Source organism: Janthinobacterium sp. GW821-FHT03C08, assembly GCF_059420905.1.
The window spans coordinates 287,864-303,139 of sequence record NZ_JBWKUP010000005.1; the positions used below are offsets into that span (position 1 = coordinate 287,864).

At 63.7% G+C, this 15,276-nt stretch carries 15 protein-coding genes; 6 read left to right on the forward strand and 9 right to left on the reverse strand.

Translation table 11 applies throughout. The features are described from left to right. Window positions 1-11 precede the first annotated feature (11 nt). Window positions 12-836: an orotidine-5'-phosphate decarboxylase gene (gene pyrF / locus AC07VL_RS09090; protein ID WP_494805547.1), complete on the forward strand. Its 825-nt coding sequence runs from the start codon at window positions 12-14 to the stop codon at window positions 834-836. 43 nt (window positions 837-879) lie between these two features. Here the strand turns inward: pyrF and sbcB are convergent, their stop codons facing one another. Beyond that, on the reverse strand, window positions 880-2,328 hold the full coding sequence (sbcB, locus tag AC07VL_RS09095) for an exodeoxyribonuclease I (protein ID WP_494805548.1): 1,449 nt from the start codon (window positions 2,326-2,328) through the stop codon (window positions 880-882). A 143-nt stretch (window positions 2,329-2,471) separates the two neighbouring features. On the opposite strand from sbcB, the gene AC07VL_RS09100 reads away from it, so the two are divergent. Continuing rightward, the gene (locus tag AC07VL_RS09100; RefSeq protein ID WP_494805549.1) at window positions 2,472-3,086 is read left to right on the forward strand and encodes a DUF5610 domain-containing protein; all 615 of its coding nucleotides are present in this window, start codon (window positions 2,472-2,474) and stop codon (window positions 3,084-3,086) included. Window position 3,087: 1 nt separating this feature from the next. Here the strand turns inward: AC07VL_RS09100 and AC07VL_RS09105 are convergent, their stop codons facing one another. From AC07VL_RS09105 to AC07VL_RS09125, 5 genes are all read right to left on the reverse strand, one after another. Then, window positions 3,088-4,053 carry a GGDEF domain-containing protein gene (locus tag AC07VL_RS09105; protein ID WP_494805601.1) on the reverse strand — a complete coding sequence of 322 codons (966 nt, stop codon included), beginning with the start codon at window positions 4,051-4,053 and terminating at the stop codon, window positions 3,088-3,090. Between the two features lie 285 nt (window positions 4,054-4,338). After that, a complete protein-coding gene (locus AC07VL_RS09110) occupies window positions 4,339-4,716 on the reverse strand; it encodes an HPF/RaiA family ribosome-associated protein (protein ID WP_290607410.1) in 378 nt (125 codons plus the stop codon). Window positions 4,717-4,958: 242 nt separating this feature from the next. Next, window positions 4,959-5,624, reverse strand: a complete 666-nt coding sequence (locus tag AC07VL_RS09115; RefSeq protein ID WP_494805550.1) for a DUF1345 domain-containing protein — start codon at window positions 5,622-5,624, stop codon at window positions 4,959-4,961. 40 nt (window positions 5,625-5,664) lie between these two features. Then, on the reverse strand, window positions 5,665-6,936 hold the full coding sequence (locus AC07VL_RS09120; protein WP_494805551.1) for an MFS transporter: 1,272 nt from the start codon (window positions 6,934-6,936) through the stop codon (window positions 5,665-5,667). A gap of 83 nt (window positions 6,937-7,019) precedes the next feature. Further along, window positions 7,020-8,045 (reverse strand): CDP-6-deoxy-delta-3,4-glucoseen reductase, encoded by a 1,026-nt coding sequence (locus AC07VL_RS09125; RefSeq protein WP_494805552.1) that lies wholly within the window; start codon window positions 8,043-8,045, stop codon window positions 7,020-7,022. Window positions 8,046-8,072: 27 nt separating this feature from the next. Here AC07VL_RS09125 and AC07VL_RS09130 point away from each other — a divergent pair, with 27 nt between their 5' ends. From AC07VL_RS09130 to AC07VL_RS09145, 4 genes are all read left to right on the forward strand, one after another. Then, complete coding sequence (locus AC07VL_RS09130) at window positions 8,073-8,975, forward strand: SDR family oxidoreductase (protein WP_494805553.1); 903 nt, start codon at window positions 8,073-8,075, stop codon at window positions 8,973-8,975. Window positions 8,976-9,047: 72 nt separating this feature from the next. Then, on the forward strand, window positions 9,048-9,308 hold the full coding sequence (locus AC07VL_RS09135; protein WP_290607400.1) for a hypothetical protein: 261 nt from the start codon (window positions 9,048-9,050) through the stop codon (window positions 9,306-9,308). 198 nt (window positions 9,309-9,506) lie between these two features. Next, window positions 9,507-9,776, forward strand: coding sequence for a hypothetical protein (locus tag AC07VL_RS09140; RefSeq protein ID WP_494805554.1), 270 nt, complete (start codon window positions 9,507-9,509; stop codon window positions 9,774-9,776). Window positions 9,777-10,017: 241 nt separating this feature from the next. Further along, complete coding sequence (locus AC07VL_RS09145; protein WP_029496207.1) at window positions 10,018-10,257, forward strand: hypothetical protein; 240 nt, start codon at window positions 10,018-10,020, stop codon at window positions 10,255-10,257. A gap of 87 nt (window positions 10,258-10,344) precedes the next feature. On the opposite strand, the gene AC07VL_RS09150 is transcribed toward AC07VL_RS09145, so the two are convergent. The 3 genes from AC07VL_RS09150 to AC07VL_RS09160 all read right to left on the reverse strand — a co-directional run bounded on the left by AC07VL_RS09150 (window position 10,345) and on the right by AC07VL_RS09160 (window position 15,161). Next, window positions 10,345-11,136 carry a glycine-rich domain-containing protein gene (locus AC07VL_RS09150; protein ID WP_494805555.1) on the reverse strand — a complete coding sequence of 264 codons (792 nt, stop codon included), beginning with the start codon at window positions 11,134-11,136 and terminating at the stop codon, window positions 10,345-10,347. A 194-nt stretch (window positions 11,137-11,330) separates the two neighbouring features. Continuing rightward, window positions 11,331-13,178, reverse strand: a complete 1,848-nt coding sequence (locus AC07VL_RS09155) for a sensor histidine kinase (RefSeq protein ID WP_494805556.1) — start codon at window positions 13,176-13,178, stop codon at window positions 11,331-11,333. A 216-nt stretch (window positions 13,179-13,394) separates the two neighbouring features. Then, window positions 13,395-15,161, reverse strand: coding sequence for a glutamine--tRNA ligase/YqeY domain fusion protein (locus AC07VL_RS09160; protein ID WP_494805557.1), 1,767 nt, complete (start codon window positions 15,159-15,161; stop codon window positions 13,395-13,397). Window positions 15,162-15,276: the final 115 nt, after the last annotated feature.

Sequence of the window (15,276 nt, forward strand, 5' to 3'; positions counted from 1 at the left end):
GAAGGTGTGCCGTGAATTTCATCAATAAATTATCCGCCGCGTGGACGGCCAATAATTCCCTGCTGTGCGTGGGCCTGGATCCGGACCTGGCGAAACTGCCGGCGGAACTGCGCGACGCGCCCGATGGAATCACCACCTTTTGCACGCGCATCATCGATGCCACGGCCGACCTGGCCTGCGCCTTCAAGCCGCAGATCGCCTATTTCGGCGCGCTGGGCGCGGAACAGCAGCTGGAAGACATCTGCCGCTACGTGCGCGAGAACTATCCGCACATCCCCCTGATCCTCGACGCGAAACGGGGCGACATCGGCGCCACGGCCACGCAGTACGCGCGCGAAGCGTTCGAGCGCTACGGCGCCGACGCCGTCACCGTCAATCCCTACATGGGCGAGGATTCGCTCGACCCCTACCTGGCGTGGGCGGACCGCGGCGTGATCATCCTGTGCCGCACCTCGAACCCGGGCGGCTCGGACCTGCAATTCCTCGACACGGACGGCGTGCCCCTGTACCAGCGCGTGGCGCGCCTGGTGGCCGAGAAATGGAACAAGAATGGCCAGTGCGCGCTCGTCGTCGGCGCCACCTTCCCTGAAGAACTGGCGCAGGTGCGCGCCATCGTCGGCGACATGCCGCTGCTGGTGCCCGGCATCGGCGCCCAGGGCGGCGATATTGCCGCCACCGTCGGCGCGGGCCAGACGGCGAACGGCATGGGCATGATGATCAGCTCCTCGCGCGCCATCATCTACGCCACGCCGCAGGCGGGCGAAGACTTCGCCGACGCGGCCCGCCGCGTGGCCATTGAAACGCGCGATGCGATCAATCAACATCGTTCGGTTTAAGTTGCATGCATAAAAAATGCCGGGCTAGCCCGGCATTTTGCATTCAGTCCCTTTGCGGGGCGACCATCTCCGCATAGTCGTACAGTTCTCCCAGGATTTCCTCTCCCCGCTCATCCACCGATTCCGACAGCACGTCGATTTCCGTGAACAGCATTTCGATGGTGCGGGCGCCGCCGTCGCCGTCGAACAGGCGGGCGGCGCGGTGCTGCTCCCAGCGCAGGCTTTCCGCTTCGCTCAGGGTTTGCGGGAAATTGCGGGCGCGGTAGCGGAACAGCAATTCCTGCAGGCGCTCGTCGGCAAACGAGGGACGGGCCGTGGCCAGCTTGGCCGGCGTGTCGCGGCGCAGCGATTCGAGCAGGCGGCGGTCGTCGTTGCTGACGAAACCGTTGTACAAGTCTTCATCCACGTCCAGGGAGGTACTGGCGCCCGGGCGCTGGAAGACTTCGGCCCAGATGGCGTCCATGTTCGGCGCTGCGGCGGCGAATTGCGCGTTGACCTTCGCGGCGTCCAGATCGATGCCCCATTGCGCCGCCATGGCGGGCGACAGGGTCTTTAAATTACCCACCAGCATGGGCGACTTGTTCAAATGTACGCTCTTCACGGGCAGGCGCGTCATGCCTTCCGGCATGGCCTCCTTGCGCGTAAATAAACGCGTGCGGATGGTGTCGGCGTCCAGTTCGAACAGTTCGCGCGGGTCGTAGGCGCAATCCCAGACGAGGATCTCATTTTTATTGCCCGGGTGCGTGGCCAGCGGCCAGACGACGCCCAGGCAGCCCCGTTCGGCGGGGAACATGCCGGACACGTGCAGGAAAGGCTGGCGCTCGCCGGCAGCCAGGTGCATGCCCATTTCGCTGGCGACCCGGTCCTTCTTGTGCAGGGCGAGGCAGAATTCGAACAGCTTCGGCTGCTTTTGCTTGATCAGGCGGGCCAGGGCGATGGTGGCGCGCACGTCGGACAGCGCATCGTGCGCCGCTTCGTGGGCCAGGCCATTGGCCTTGCTCAAATGTTCCAGCTTGAAGCTGGTCTGGCCATCGTCGCGCTTCGGCCATTGAATGCCGTCCGGGCGCAGCGCGTGCGTCATGCGCACGACGTCGAGGATGTCCCAGCGGCCGCAATGGTTCTTCCATTCGCGCGCATACGGATCGATCAGGTTGCGCCAGAACAGGAAACGCGTCACTTCATCGTCGAAGCGGATGGTGTTGTAGCCCACGCCGATGGTGCCCGGTTCCGAGAAGGCCGCCTCGATGGTGGCGGCGAACTGGTGTTCGGGCACGCCCAGCTGCAGACATTGCTGCGGCGTGATGCCCGTGATCAGGCACGACTGCGGGTCGGGCAGGAAATCATTGGCAGGCTGGCAATACAGCATGATGGGTTCGCCGATCTCGTTGAGGTCGGCATCCGTGCGGATGGCGGCGAACTGGGCCGGGCGATCGCGGCGCGGCTGGGCGCCAAAGGTTTCGTAGTCGTGCCAAAGGAAAGTCTGGGTAGTCATTGATGGTCGTTGCTTGCTTAATTGTTATCTTGGTTATCCGGGCCGCTTCAGTTTTCTGAAAACCTGCCGATACTACACGAGAGGATGGTCATCATGGCGTTTCCCGCATGGTGGCATATATTGCCCGTTCAAGGAGGCTTATCGTGTCAATTCCCATCGCCACAGGCGCCAATTCCGCCCCTTCCGTGACTTCCGTCAGTACGGCTGTTGCCGGCAAGGATGATAAAGTCCAGCAAAAGGATGCCAGCACCACGGAAATGAGCGTGAATGACCGCAGCAGGCTGCAGTTGAACGCGTCCATCATGCAGGCGTCGCTGAACGTGTCCATCGGCTCGGAAAACGAGCCGCTGGCGCTGCTGTACAAGACGGCCATCACCAACATCAATGAAGCGCTGAAGGGCCAGTACGGCGACGATGCCATCCAGAACGCGGCCTCGCAGGACAACAGCGCCGAAGCGACGGCGAACCGCATCGTCTCGTTGTCGACGGGATTTTTCGACGCCTACAAGAAGCAGAATCCCGGCCTGGACGATGATACGGCCCTGACGAAGTTCATGGATACCATCAGCGGCGGCATGGAAAAAGGTTTCAAGGAGGCGCGCGACATCCTCGGCGGCTTGAAGGTGCTGGGCGGCGATATCGCCAGCAATATCGACAAGACGTATGCGCTGGTGCAGAAGGGCTATGCGGACTTCGTCGCCGCGCACGGCGGCAAGAAGGATGACGCCGCCAAGCCTGCCGACAGCAAGGCTGCCTGAGCTACAGCATGACCCGGTTGCGACCCGAGGCTTTTGCCCTGTAGAGCGCCGCGTCTGCTGCGGCGATCAAGCCATGGTCGTCCTGTTCCGGCGCCAGGCTGGCCACGCCAAACGAGCCCGTGATGTGCGGCAGCGCGCTGCGCATGTCGCCGAAGATGACGGCTTGCTGCATGCGCTCGCACAAGCGTTCGGCCACCAGCAGGGCCACTTTTTCGTTGGTGTCCGGCAAGATCACCATCAATTCCTCGCCGCCATAGCGCACGGCAAAGTCCGTGGGGCGCAGGGCCGCGCCCAGCACTTGCGCGGCGATGCGCAGGGCCTGGTCGCCCGCCTGGTGACCGTGCGTGTCGTTGAAGCGCTTGAAATGGTCGAGGTCTATCATCACCAGCGACAGCGGCGCGGCGCTGGCGTGGGCCGTGATGATCATGTTTGGCAGCAAGTCGGTGAGCCAGGCGCGGTTGTACAAGCCCGTCAGGCTGTCGACCATCGACAGCTGGCGGTAGAACTCGCCCAGCTTCTGGCGCCGGCGCAGCAGGGCATTGGCGGCGCGGATGCGGAAGGACAGCAGCCGCAGCAGGTTGCGCGCCAGGCCGTTCGACTGCTCGATCAATTCCCACACGATGGCCGCGTCGATCACCAGCAAGTCCGTTTCTTCCAGGGCGGAAATGGCGGCCAGGTTGCTCGCTTCGTCGAGGACGGACTGTTCGCCCACGCTTTCGCCGGGCAAGACCTTGCTGACGGTGCCGTCATCCATGCCCGTGTGGGTGTCGGCGGCCACGGCCAGCGAGCCGCGCAGGACGATGTACAGGCTGGCGCCGCGCGTGTCGGTGATGGCGTCGCCCGCTTCCAGGCGCATGACGGGGCAGGGCGCCAGCATGGCGGCCGTCCGGCTATCCGCCCCATCGCGAAATAGCTGTAAATCGCCGATGTTGCAGCCTGAAGCGCCGAAGTTGCCGATCTGTTCCACAATCACACTTTCCAAAAGCCGGTGCCGCGCATGCGGCGCGACGGTAGCTTCATGATAGCTTAAAGCGGCCTTGACCGTAACGGCAAAGGCTTGCTTGCGATCACTTTCTATGGGAAATACGACAATTATTTCCTTGTCGCGTTAGCAAGCTGAAATGCTTGCTGTTTTTATATGGATGTTGTCGCGAGGGGAAGGCACAAGCGTGGCGCCAGATACGCGGGGGCCAGATGCGCAAAGGCAGCCTTGAACGGCTGCCTCGTCTCTGGCTGATGTTGCAGGTGGGAATTACTCGGCGGTTTCTTCCGCTTCCGTCGCATCGATCACGGCATTCTTGCCGGTGGCGTGGCGCTTGCTGTCGTGCAGGCGGCCCAGGGCGCTATCGATGGCGCGTTTCAGTTTGTCGGTGGCGCCTGCCACGGACTGGTGCACGGTGGCGTTTTGCTCGGTGACGGCGATTGGTTGATAACCGGCAACACGGGCTTCCATGACGCAGCGGATATCGTCGGCGCCGCCTTTCGGGCCGTTGGTGTCGCTGAGGTGGACTTCGATGCGGGTCAGGTTGTCGCGGAAGCGGCTCAGTGCGCTTTCAAGTACGGATTGCACATGTTCGTTCAGTCCAGCGGTGTTGGCGATGGTGCTGTCGGTATGAATATTGATTTGCATATGCTTACTCCTGTCAATTCAAAAAAAACCCATCTCAGGCACCTTGCATGGCAGTGGCGAAACCCGCTGCCGGGGCGCGTCGGCGCCTGGTTCTTGCCTCATGTACTTGCCCCCTGTACATGGCCTGTCTTACGTAACCCATCTTACTCCAGTTTCCACAATTTCAAGGGGTCTGCACGATTAAGATGCGCTTAACCCTGCATCCAGGTCAAGTTTCCCTGATGAAATTTCTTGGCCGGCTTTTAGCCATTGATGAGACCGGCCGCAATATTGATCGACAGTCCCAGCACCACCAGGTTGAAGAAAAAGCTCAGCACGGATTGCCCCAGCACGATTTGCCGCATCAGCCGCGTCTGCACGGTCACGTCCGACGTCTGCACGGCCACGGCGATGGTGAACGAGAAATACAGGAAATCCCAGTAATCGGGGTTTTGCTCGTCGTCGGGAAACTTCAGGGGGCGCGGGCCGGCGCCGGCCTGGTAGTACAGGTGGGCGTAGTGAAAGCAGAACAGGGTGCCGACGAGGAACCAGGAACCGACCAGCGTGAGGATGGTCAGGCCGTAGTGCAGGGCGCGCGCGTCCGGCGTCATGTCCTTCATGGCCGACAGCTGCGAGACGATGGCGACCAGGCTCATCACGGACGCCACGGACAGGGCCGACAGCACCGTGGCCGCCCGTTCATCCTGGCGCGCCGCGATCGCCTTCACCCGGTGGTGGTTGGCGCGCATCATCATCCAGGCCATGGTGGCCAGGTAAAACCAGACGGCCACGTTCCACGCCGTCAGCAAACGCGTCAGCTGTTGCCAGGACGAGGGCAGCAGCAGGCCGGCCGCCACGCCGATGGCCGTGGCCAGGCTCAGGTGGGGACGGCTGCGGATGAAGCTGCGGAGGGGGAGCGTGATTTTCATGGTGCCTGGATGCATCAGTTGGGATAGCGCATCTTATCCCTTAACTTGCGGCGGTGGTGGCCTCCCTGGCCGCCGTCTCCTTGGCATGGTGGGGAAAGCGGTCCATGCGCGACAGCACGGGGAACAGCACGGCCCACAGGCCCGTCACGGCCAGGGTGGCGGCGCCGCCGAAGAGCACGGCGCGCACGAGGCCGAACCAGCCGGCCGTCAAGCCCGATTCGAATTCGCCCAGCTCGTTCGACGCGCCGATGAAGACGGCATTGACGGCGCTGACCCGGCCGCGGATCTCGTCGGGCGTCTCGAATTGCACCAGCAGGTGGCGGATGTAGACGCTGACCATGTCGCCGGCGCCCATGAGGAACAGGGCCGCCAGGGCCAGGGGGAAATGGCTGGTGCTGCCCAGCACCAGGGTGCCCAGGCCGAAGACGGCCACGCCGCCGAACATCCAGGCACCCACCCGGCGCGTGATGGGGAAGATGGCCAGCACGATCGAGCAGACGGCGGCGCCGGCGCCCGGCGCCGTGCGCAGCAGGCCCAGGCCGCCGGGACCCGTGTGCAGCACGTCGTGCGCCAGCGCCGGCAGCAGGGCCGTGGCGCCGCCGAACAGCACGGCAAACAGGTCCAGCGAGATGGCGCCCAGCACGATGGGCTTCGACCAGACGAAATGCAAGCCTTCGAGCAGGGTGTGCCAGCTGACGGGTTCGCGTTTCACCACCTGCGGCGCCGGCGTGGTGGCGCGCATCAGCAGCACGGACAGCACCAGCAAGGCCGACGAGATCAGATACACCACCTTGGGGCCGAAGTAGTACAGCAGGCCGCCCAGGGTGGGGCCGAGGATGATGGCGACGTGCGAGCTCGACGAACTGAGCGCCACGGCGCGGCTGAAGTGTTCCGTCGGCACCATGTTCACCAGCACGGCCTGCGTGGCCGGCATCATGAAGGCGCGCGCGCTGCCGAACAGCAGCAGCACGGCAAACACGGGCCAGACGATGGACAGCCCGCTGAGCGTGAATGCCAGCAGGGCCAGCGCGCAAGCGAGCTGCGCCGCCAGGCACCAGGCGATGATGTTGCGGCGGTTGTAGCGGTCGGCCACGTGGCCGGCCGGCAAGATCAAGACGAGGAAGGGAGCGAACTGCGCCAGGCCGATGAGGCCCAGGTCGAACAGGCTGCCCGTGATCTGGTACACCTGCCAGCCGATGGCCACGCTTTGCATCTGCACCGCCAGCGTGCCCAGCACGCGGGCGGAAAGATAGCAGGCGAAGTTGCGGTGACGCAAGATACTGAAGCCGTTGCCGGCGGAGGCGAGAGACATGGGATTTCCAGGAAACAGCGGGGCAGGGCGGTGGCGGCAGCGGGCGCCGCACCGGCCGCGCCCCGCTGTCCGGAGGGTGGCGCTTACTTGGCCAGGTCGGCTTCGGTGGTGAAGGCGTCGGCGTAGAACTCGTCTTCCGGCAGCGCGCATTGCTGCACGAAGTCGCGCTTGGCCGATTCGACCATCACGGGCGCGCCGCAGGCATACACCTGGTGGGCGGACAGGTCGGGCAGGTCGGCGATGACGGCCTGGTGCACGAAGCCCGTGCGGCCGCTCCACGCGTCTTCCGGCAGGGCGTCCGACACGACGGGCACATAGGTGAACTGCGGCAGGTCGGCGGCCCACTGGCGGCACAGGGCGTCCAGGTACAGGTCCTGCGGGCGGCGGCCGCCCCAGTACAGGGTGATCGGGCGCGTGGAGCCTTCGTTGATCATGTGCTCGACGATGGCTTTCAGGGGGGCGAAACCCGTGCCCGAGGCCAGCAGCACGACGGGCTTGTCGCTGTCCTCGCGCAGGAAGAAGGTGCCCATCGGGCCTTCGAAGCGCAGGATGTCGCGTTCCTTCAGCGTCGTAAATACCTGGTCGGTGAACAGGCCGCCCGGGATGTGGCGGATGTGCAGGGTCACGGGGCCGCCGTCGGCGGGCGCGCTGGCCATGCTGTAGCTGCGGCGCTTGTTGTCGCGCAGCATGAATTCGATATACTGTCCGGCGCGGTAGTTGAGGCGCTCGCTGGCGGGCAGCTGCAGGGTCAGCACGACGACGTCGGGGGCGACTTTTTCTATCGTCGTCACGCGCGATGGCATTTTCTTGATCGGATAGTCGCTGCTGCCGGCCACTTCGCGCGCTTCGATGACGAGGTCGGCGCTTGCCGTGGCGCAGCAGAACAGGGAAAAGCCCGCCGCTTCCTCTTCCGGCGTCAGGGCGCGCTGCTGGTGCGCCTTGTGCTGTACGCTGCCGGAGACGACCTTGCCCTTGCAGGAGCCGCAGGCGCCGTTTTTGCAACCGTAGGGCAAGCCCACGCCGGCGCGTATCGCCGCCGCCAGCACGGTTTCGTCCGCTTCGCAGCTGAACTGGTGGCCGCTGGGCTGAACAGTAACTTGAAAAGTCATACAATCCTTGAGATGAAAAATATATTAATGCCATCATTGCGCAAGCGGGCAGGCCTGCCGCGCCTGTTGATCCTCGGTTGCGGCGACGTCGGCATGCGGCTGCTGCCCCTGCTGCGCGGGCGCTTCCGCGTCTTTGCCGTCACCAGCCAGCCGGCGCGCTGCGCGCAGCTGCGGGCGGCCGGCGCCGTGCCCATCGTGGCCAATCTGGACGAGCCTGCCAGCCTGCGCCGGCTGGCGGGCCTGGCGGCCACCGTCGTGCACCTGGCGCCGCCCCTGTCCTCGGGCTTGCTGGACCGGCGCACGCGCAATCTGGCCGCCATTTTACCCGAGCATGGGCGCCTGGTGTATGTCAGCACCAGCGGCGTATATGGCGATTGCGGCGGCGCCGTGGTGGCCGAAACGCGGCCCGTGGCGCCCGCCAATGCGCGCGCCAAGCGGCGCGTGGATGCGGAACGGGTCTTGCGTGGCTGGGGCGCGCGCCGCGGCGCCTCTGTGGCCATCCTGCGCGTGCCCGGCATTTACGCGGAGGACCGCCTGCCCCTGAAGCGCCTGCGCGAAGGCACGCCGGCGCTGGCCGCCGGCGACGATGTGTACACCAACCACATCCATGCCGATGACCTGGCGCGCATCATCGAGCGGGCCATCTGGCGGGGCCGGCCAGGCCGCGTGTATCACGCCAGCGACGACAGCGAGCTGAAAATGGCCGAGTATTTCGATGCCGTGGCCGACGCCTTCAGCCTGCCGCGCCCGCCGCGCCTGCCCCGCGAACAGCTGCGGCAAGCGGTCACGCCGATGCTGCTGTCGTTCATGTCCGAGTCGCGCCGCCTGGACAATACGCGCATCCGGCGCGAGCTGGGCGTGCGCCTGCGCTACCGGCGCGTGGCCGATGCCTTGCAGGCCATGGCAGCCGGCGGGGCCCGCATCGGGTAAAATGGCCGGTTCTCTCCGCACTATCCACGGCACGGCGATGGTGCGGCGCCCCATACACTAAAGGAAGACAGCATGACCACCCTCACTTATGAAGCATACCTGGACGAGGTCACCACCGTCCTGACCGAACTGTACGACCTCGACGACGACGCCGCCATCAAGCTGGTGGTGGCGGCCCAGGATGCCGAATTCTTCGTGCCGCACGACGCGCACGAGGCCATGCGCACCGTCGAGCAGGCCAAGAAGGACGCGGTGACCCTGTTCGAGCGCAAGCAGAACCGCCAGCAGACGCAGGAAAAGCAGCAGCAGCGCGTGCGCCAGCAGAAAAAGTGATGCGGACGGCGGCCCGGGTGCCGCCGTCATGGCAGCATGCGGGCCCCGGCGCAACACCGGGGCATTGCCATTGATGCAGCGCAAACGCATCGTGGCGGGCGGGCGATATGGTGAGCAAAGTCGTCACGCGTTTCATCTCTTTGTGGCGGGCTGGACAGCCAAGCACGCGACGATGTGTCCGGCCGGCAGGAGCAAGCGATGCATCCCATCAGTCATCCCAGCAAGGAGCAGGTGCGTGCCTACATGCGCCGCCGCGAACATGCGCTGCTGCCGCCGCCGCCACCGGCGGAAATCCGGCGCCAGCTGGCCTGGTGCCGCATCCGCGGCGGCGTTGATGCCGGCATGCACGCCACGCCGGCCAGCGTGGCCGCGCAAGGCTGGCATTTGTCAGCGGAAATGGCCCGCCTGGGCACCCTCATGGCCCTCGCCTGGCTGATGCACAGCAGTGTTCCTCAACGTAAAAATTGATGACTTGCAGCAAATTTTTTCAAATTGGGTTATCCTCTAGCACATTCCAAGTGCGTCAATTCTCTTCAATTATCACAATTTTGCTTTAAGTTACGCAAAAATCAACAATAGCGTGTATTATATTGTTTGTGGCCGAAACGCCGCATAAGTGATGGCGCTTTTTAGTGTGTTTACCCTGAATTATTGCAAAGGAGACATTCGGTTTCTTTGTGCAGTAATACAACAAGTACGGATTTTGATCATGTCTCTCAAACAAATTACCTCTTTGCCTACCTACAACCCGAATCGCGTCCTCGATGCGATCATCGACAAGCTGCAGCTGAAAAACGATGCCGCCCTGTCGCGTGCACTGGAAGTGGCGCCGCCTGTCATCAGCAAGATTCGCCACAATACCTTGCCGATCGGCGCCACGATCCTCATCCGCATGCATGAAATCAGCGATTTCAGCATTCGTGAACTGCGCGAACTGATGGCTGCCTAAGAGCGCCTGACAGACGGCAAACTGAGAGGTGCCGTCTGGGTATGTCAGGCTTGCCGCGTGCGGCAGCCAAATCTGCGTTCCGCTGTTCTATGCCGATTCCGGGCTCAGTGCCGGACGATCGAGATAGAAGCGCCCCGTTTCCAGGGCAGTCGAGGACGACTCGACCACCGCCGCGGCCAGTGTGCCGGGCGCGCTGGAAAATGCGGTGCTGGCAGCGCCGGTCGCACGGCCCGAGTACGCCGTCGCCTGCACCGCCGCGCTGGAAAACGCCGCCTGTACCGCCCGGCCCGAATAGGCCGCCTGCACGGCCCGGCCCGAATAGGCGGTCGCCTGCACGGCGCGTCCCGAGTACGCCGTCGCCGTGGCATTCGACGCTGCGGCCTGTACGGCACGACCCGAATAAGCCGCCTGCACGGCCCGCCCAGAATAGGCAGCCTGCACCGCGCGTCCCGAATACGCGGCCTGCACGGCCCGTCCCGAATACGCTGTTTCTGCGCGGATATAAGCTTCCCCGAACGTCTGCTCGTAGAGTTCCTTCATGCGCTCGCCCACGCGCACGTGCGCCGCTGCGTCGTCTTCGCCGCGCAGGCCGATGTAGGGGAAATGGTGCAGGAAGTAGCCGAAGACCTGTTCGCAGTCGGCCGCATATTTCAGGGTGTCGAGGATGTGATAGTGCCAGAAGGTATCGACATCCATCAGCGGCGCCGTTTCTTCCTGGGGAAACTGCTTCATCAGGATGAGGAAGCGGCGGTACTCGAATTCCACCGCATTGGCCTTCTCCAGGCTCCATCCCTCGCCGGATTCCCGGTGCATCAGCTTGACCTTGATCGCGTCCAAATTCAAATCGGCAATTGCCTTGAAACTGTCGTTGGTGTCCATGAGTGTCCTTTAGTCTTGGGTATCGTAAAAGCGCTGCGTGAGGAAAAAACGGCGAAGAATGGCTGGCTGGTGGCGGGAACTCCTGGCAGGTGGAAGGGCGCCTGGGCCGTGACTGCCAGGCTAATTGTTCTACATCAATATTGCATCTAATCACAAAATACGCAAGCTCCGCTCGCTTCTGGACGTGGCCGCCCTCAGGCGCTGGCGCGGCTGTCTTCCTGGTAGGGGAAGCGGGTGGCGTCGGCGCCCAGGGGCACGCTGACGTGCACTGTCATGCCCGCGCCGGGACTGCTTTCGATATAAAACGTGCCACCTAGCAACTTGATGCGCTCCTCGATGCCCACCAGGCCAAACGAGCCCAGCTTGTTGCGCCCGTCGATGGCGGCGCCCACGCCGTTGTCGCTGATGCTCATCGAGACCGTGTCGCGGCACTTTTCCAGCTTTACCTGCACGCGGCTGGCATTGGCATGCTGGGAAATATTGCTCAAGGATTCCTGCAGGATGCGGAACAGGGCCGTCGCGCACTGGTCGCTCAGGCAGATGTCGTCATGGCTTTCGCTGATTTCGCAGGCGATGCCCGTGCGCAGGCGGAATTGCGCCACCTGCCAGTCGACGGCCGCGTTCACGCCCAGGTCGAGCACGGTGGGGCGCAAGTCGTTGATGATCTGCCGCACGCTCTTGATGGTGGCGTCGATCTGCTCCAGGGTGGAGCGGGCGCGGGCGTTCAGGCGCGGATGGCGCCGCTGCGTGCGCGAGGCCAGCATGTCGGCGTCGATGCGCAGCACCAGCAGGTTCTGCCCCAGGTCGTCGTGGATTTCGCGCGCGATGCGCTTGCGTTCCTCTTCCTTGATCTGGTCCGCGTGTGCCGCCAGGCGGCGCAGTTTCTGGTGCGACAGCTGCAAGCGGATCTGGCTGGCCCGCAGTTCTTCCGTCATGCCCTTCGCCATCTGGATGGCGCGCCAGCGCGAGGATGACAGTGTGTGGAACAGGATATACAGCAGCATGGCCCCGGCAAATCCCGCCAGCAGGGCCAGCCATGGGAAAAAGGCATCGAAGCGCGTGTACAGGTCGCTCTTGCGCACGCTGAACAGCGCTTGCCAGACGCGGCCATTGTGCTCGATCAGCATGGTGCTGCTCAGGTATTTGCCCGAATTGCCGGGCTGCCACCAGGGGGCGTGCAGGCCTGCCGCCGTGCTGTCGAAGATGGGGCGCATGTCGTGCGGCAAGTCCAGCGGCTCGCGCGCCTGCGGGCCGATATCGAACAGGGTCAGGCGGACATTGCGTACCGGCATGTCGGCCAGCGCGCTGCGCATCATCGTCACCAGGTCGTAGCCGATGCCGACGGAGCCGAGGTGGGCCGCGCGCCGCTGTGCCACGGTCTCGGTCGGCATGCCGAGCCGGTATACGGGCAGGCGCATGGCCATGCCCGTCACCTGGGGGCGGCCTTCCATCGGCACGGGCACGCCGGAATTGCTGACCTGCCCGGTATCGCGCGACTGCGCCAGCGCCTCGGCGACCAGGGGCCGCGAGGCGATGTCGTAGCCGTACTTGTCCGCAGCGCTGGCGATGGGTTCGATGTACACCAGCACGGAATAGTGCGCGCGCGGCGGCGCGGGGTGGATGGCAAAGGCGGGATAGCCGTCGCGTCCGGGCGGATAGTCGCGCTGCATGGCCGCTTCGAAGGCGGGGCGCTGCGCTTCGTCCAGGTCCCGGCTGTAGTTCAGGTTCATGACGCCCGGATAGTTTTGCTGCAATGCCATGTTCGCCACGTAGCGGTGGAATTGCTCGCGGCTCACGTGCTCGTTGGCGCGGAACAGGCTGGCCGCGCCGCGCAGCAGGTTGGCATATGACTGGACGCGCGATTCGATGCTGTGCCGGGTATTGCGCGCCAGGTTGTTGAACATGTCGCTGGCATCGCTCTCGATGGACAGCGAAACGGCCATGTAGAACAGCAGGCCCACCATCAGCGACAGGGTAAAGCCGAGCAGCCACAGCGGTCTTTTTTCAGGGGAGGGGTGTTGCTCGCCAGCATTAGAAGACATCGCAATCCGCATCAGGAAGAGGAATCGGGTGCCGCCAGTGGGGGCGGTGGCTGTGCTGCTTATATAAACGCTATGTCAATTGCAAATTGCTCAATGGCTGCACAATATACAAAACTATCGCCAATGTAGTCAACAGGCAATATTTCCCTGGCGATATATGTCGCTGAAATAAAAAAAACCGCCGTAGCGGTTTTTTTTCGTGGGCAAGCTGGCGGCTTACTTGGCCGGCTGCCAGCTGTCCTTCAGGGTGACGATGCGGTTGAAGACGGGCTTGCCCGGCTGGCTGTCCACGCGGTCGGCCGCGAAGTAGCCGTGGCGCTCGAACTGGAAGCGCTGTTCAGGTTCTGCCAGTTCCGCGCCCGGTTCCAGCCACGCCTGCACCACTTCCTTGGCCAGCGGATTCAGGGCCAGCTTGAAGTCCTTGCCGCCCGCGTCCGGCTGCGGGTCCGTGAACAGGCGGTCGTACAGGCGTACTTCGGCGGCAATCGCCGTCGGCGCGCTGACCCAGTGCATATTGCCCTTGACCTTGTAGTTGGCGCTGCCTTCCGTGCCCGACTTGCTGTCCGGGAAATAGTTGCAATGCACGGCGGTGACCTTGCCGTCCGCATCCTTGTCAAAGCCCGTGCACTCGATCACGTAGCCGTAGCGCAGGCGGACCTTGCTGCCCGGCTTGTCGTCGATCGGCGGATACAGGCGGAAATAGCCTTTATTTGGTACTTCCATGAAGTCGTCTTCCTCGATCCACAGCTCGCGCGAGATGGGGAAGGTGCGCAAGCCCCGCTCCGGGAAGTGCGGGTGCACCGGTGCCGTGCATTCCACGCTTTCGTTTTCCGGGAAGTTATCGATGATCAACTTCAACGGACGCAGCACGGCCACCGTGCGCGGCGCCTTCGGGTCCAGGTCTTCGCGCAAACAGCCTTCCAGCACGCTGTAGTCGATCCAGCCGTCCGATTTCGTCACGCCCGTGCGTTCGCACATCAGCTGGATGGCTTCCGGCGTGTAGCCGCGGCGGCGCATGCCCACCAGGGTCGGCATGCGGGGGTCGTCCCAGCCGTCGACGATCTGTTCTTCCACCAGCTGGCGCAGCTTGCGCTTGCTGGTGACGATGTAGGTCAGGTTCAGGCGCGAGAATTCGAACTGGTGCGGCACCGGTTGCTGGAAGAAGCCGCCGGCGGCCAGGGTTTCCAGCAGCCAGTCGTAGAACGGGCGGTGGTCCTGGAATTCCAGCGTGCAGATCGAATGCGTGATGTTTTCCAGCGCGTCCGAGATCGGGTGCGTGTAATCGTACATCGGGTAGATGCACCAGGCGTCGCCCGTGCGGTGGTGATGCGCATGGCGGATGCGGTAGATGGCCGGGTCGCGCAAGTTCATGTTCGGCGAACTCATGGCATCTTCGCTGATCTTCGCGCGCAGGATGTGCTCGCCATCCTTGAACTGGCCCGCCTTCATGGCGCGGAACAGGGCCAGCGATTCCTCGCGCGGGCGGTCGCGGAACGGCGAATTCTTGCCGGCCTGGCCGAAATTGCCCCGGTTGGCGGCCATGTCTTCGGCGCTCTGGCTGTCCACGTAGGCAAAGCCGGCCGTGATCAGGTACTCGGCCATCGCATACAGCTGGTCGAAATAGTCGCTCGCGTAGTGCAGGTGGCTCTGGCCATCGGCCTGCTTCGGTTCCCAGTCAAAGCCCAGCCATTTCACGCTGTCCATGATGGTGTCGACGTATTCCTGCTCTTCCTTGGCCGGGTTGGTGTCGTCGAAGCGCAGGTTGCACTGGCCGGCGTAGTCGCGCGCCAGGCCGAAGTTGACGCAGATCGACTTGGCGTGGCCCACGTGCAGGTAGCCGTTCGGCTCCGGCGGGAAACGCGTGATCACCTGGGGCAGGCCGGGACGCACGTGGGTGCCGGCAGCCAGGTCGGCTTCGATGATGTTACGCAAGAAATTGGGCGCCAGCGCTGGCGCGGCGGTATTCGGTTTATCGTTGCTCATTGATCAATGCGGAAGAGTGACAGTAAAAAGCATTTTACCGTACCGCAAGCGCTTTATAAGCACGTATTTGCCCCCATATCCCGGCATGCCAGGGACGCGGGCGCCGTTCTATAGG

What these genes read in the sequence shown, in the direction of transcription:
- sbcB (WP_494805548.1), bottom strand. Translation starts at nt 2,328, where the DNA reads ATGACTACCCAGACTTTCCTTTGGCACGACTACGAAACCTTTGGCGCC.
- AC07VL_RS09110 (WP_290607410.1), bottom strand. Translation starts at nt 4,716, where the DNA reads ATGCAAATCAATATTCATACCGACAGCACCATCGCCAACACCGCTGGA.
- AC07VL_RS09115 (WP_494805550.1), bottom strand. Translation starts at nt 5,624, where the DNA reads ATGAAAATCACGCTCCCCCTCCGCAGCTTCATCCGCAGCCGTCCCCAC.
- AC07VL_RS09120 (WP_494805551.1), bottom strand. Translation starts at nt 6,936, where the DNA reads ATGTCTCTCGCCTCCGCCGGCAACGGCTTCAGTATCTTGCGTCACCGC.
- AC07VL_RS09125 (WP_494805552.1), bottom strand. Translation starts at nt 8,045, where the DNA reads ATGACTTTTCAAGTTACTGTTCAGCCCAGCGGCCACCAGTTCAGCTGC.
- AC07VL_RS09130 (WP_494805553.1), top strand. Translation starts at nt 8,073, where the DNA reads ATGCCATCATTGCGCAAGCGGGCAGGCCTGCCGCGCCTGTTGATCCTC.
- AC07VL_RS09135 (WP_290607400.1), top strand. Translation starts at nt 9,048, where the DNA reads ATGACCACCCTCACTTATGAAGCATACCTGGACGAGGTCACCACCGTC.
- AC07VL_RS09140 (WP_494805554.1), top strand. Translation starts at nt 9,507, where the DNA reads ATGCATCCCATCAGTCATCCCAGCAAGGAGCAGGTGCGTGCCTACATG.
- AC07VL_RS09145 (WP_029496207.1), top strand. Translation starts at nt 10,018, where the DNA reads ATGTCTCTCAAACAAATTACCTCTTTGCCTACCTACAACCCGAATCGC.
- AC07VL_RS09150 (WP_494805555.1), bottom strand. Translation starts at nt 11,136, where the DNA reads ATGGACACCAACGACAGTTTCAAGGCAATTGCCGATTTGAATTTGGAC.
- AC07VL_RS09155 (WP_494805556.1), bottom strand. Translation starts at nt 13,178, where the DNA reads ATGTCTTCTAATGCTGGCGAGCAACACCCCTCCCCTGAAAAAAGACCG.
- AC07VL_RS09160 (WP_494805557.1), bottom strand. Translation starts at nt 15,161, where the DNA reads ATGAGCAACGATAAACCGAATACCGCCGCGCCAGCGCTGGCGCCCAAT.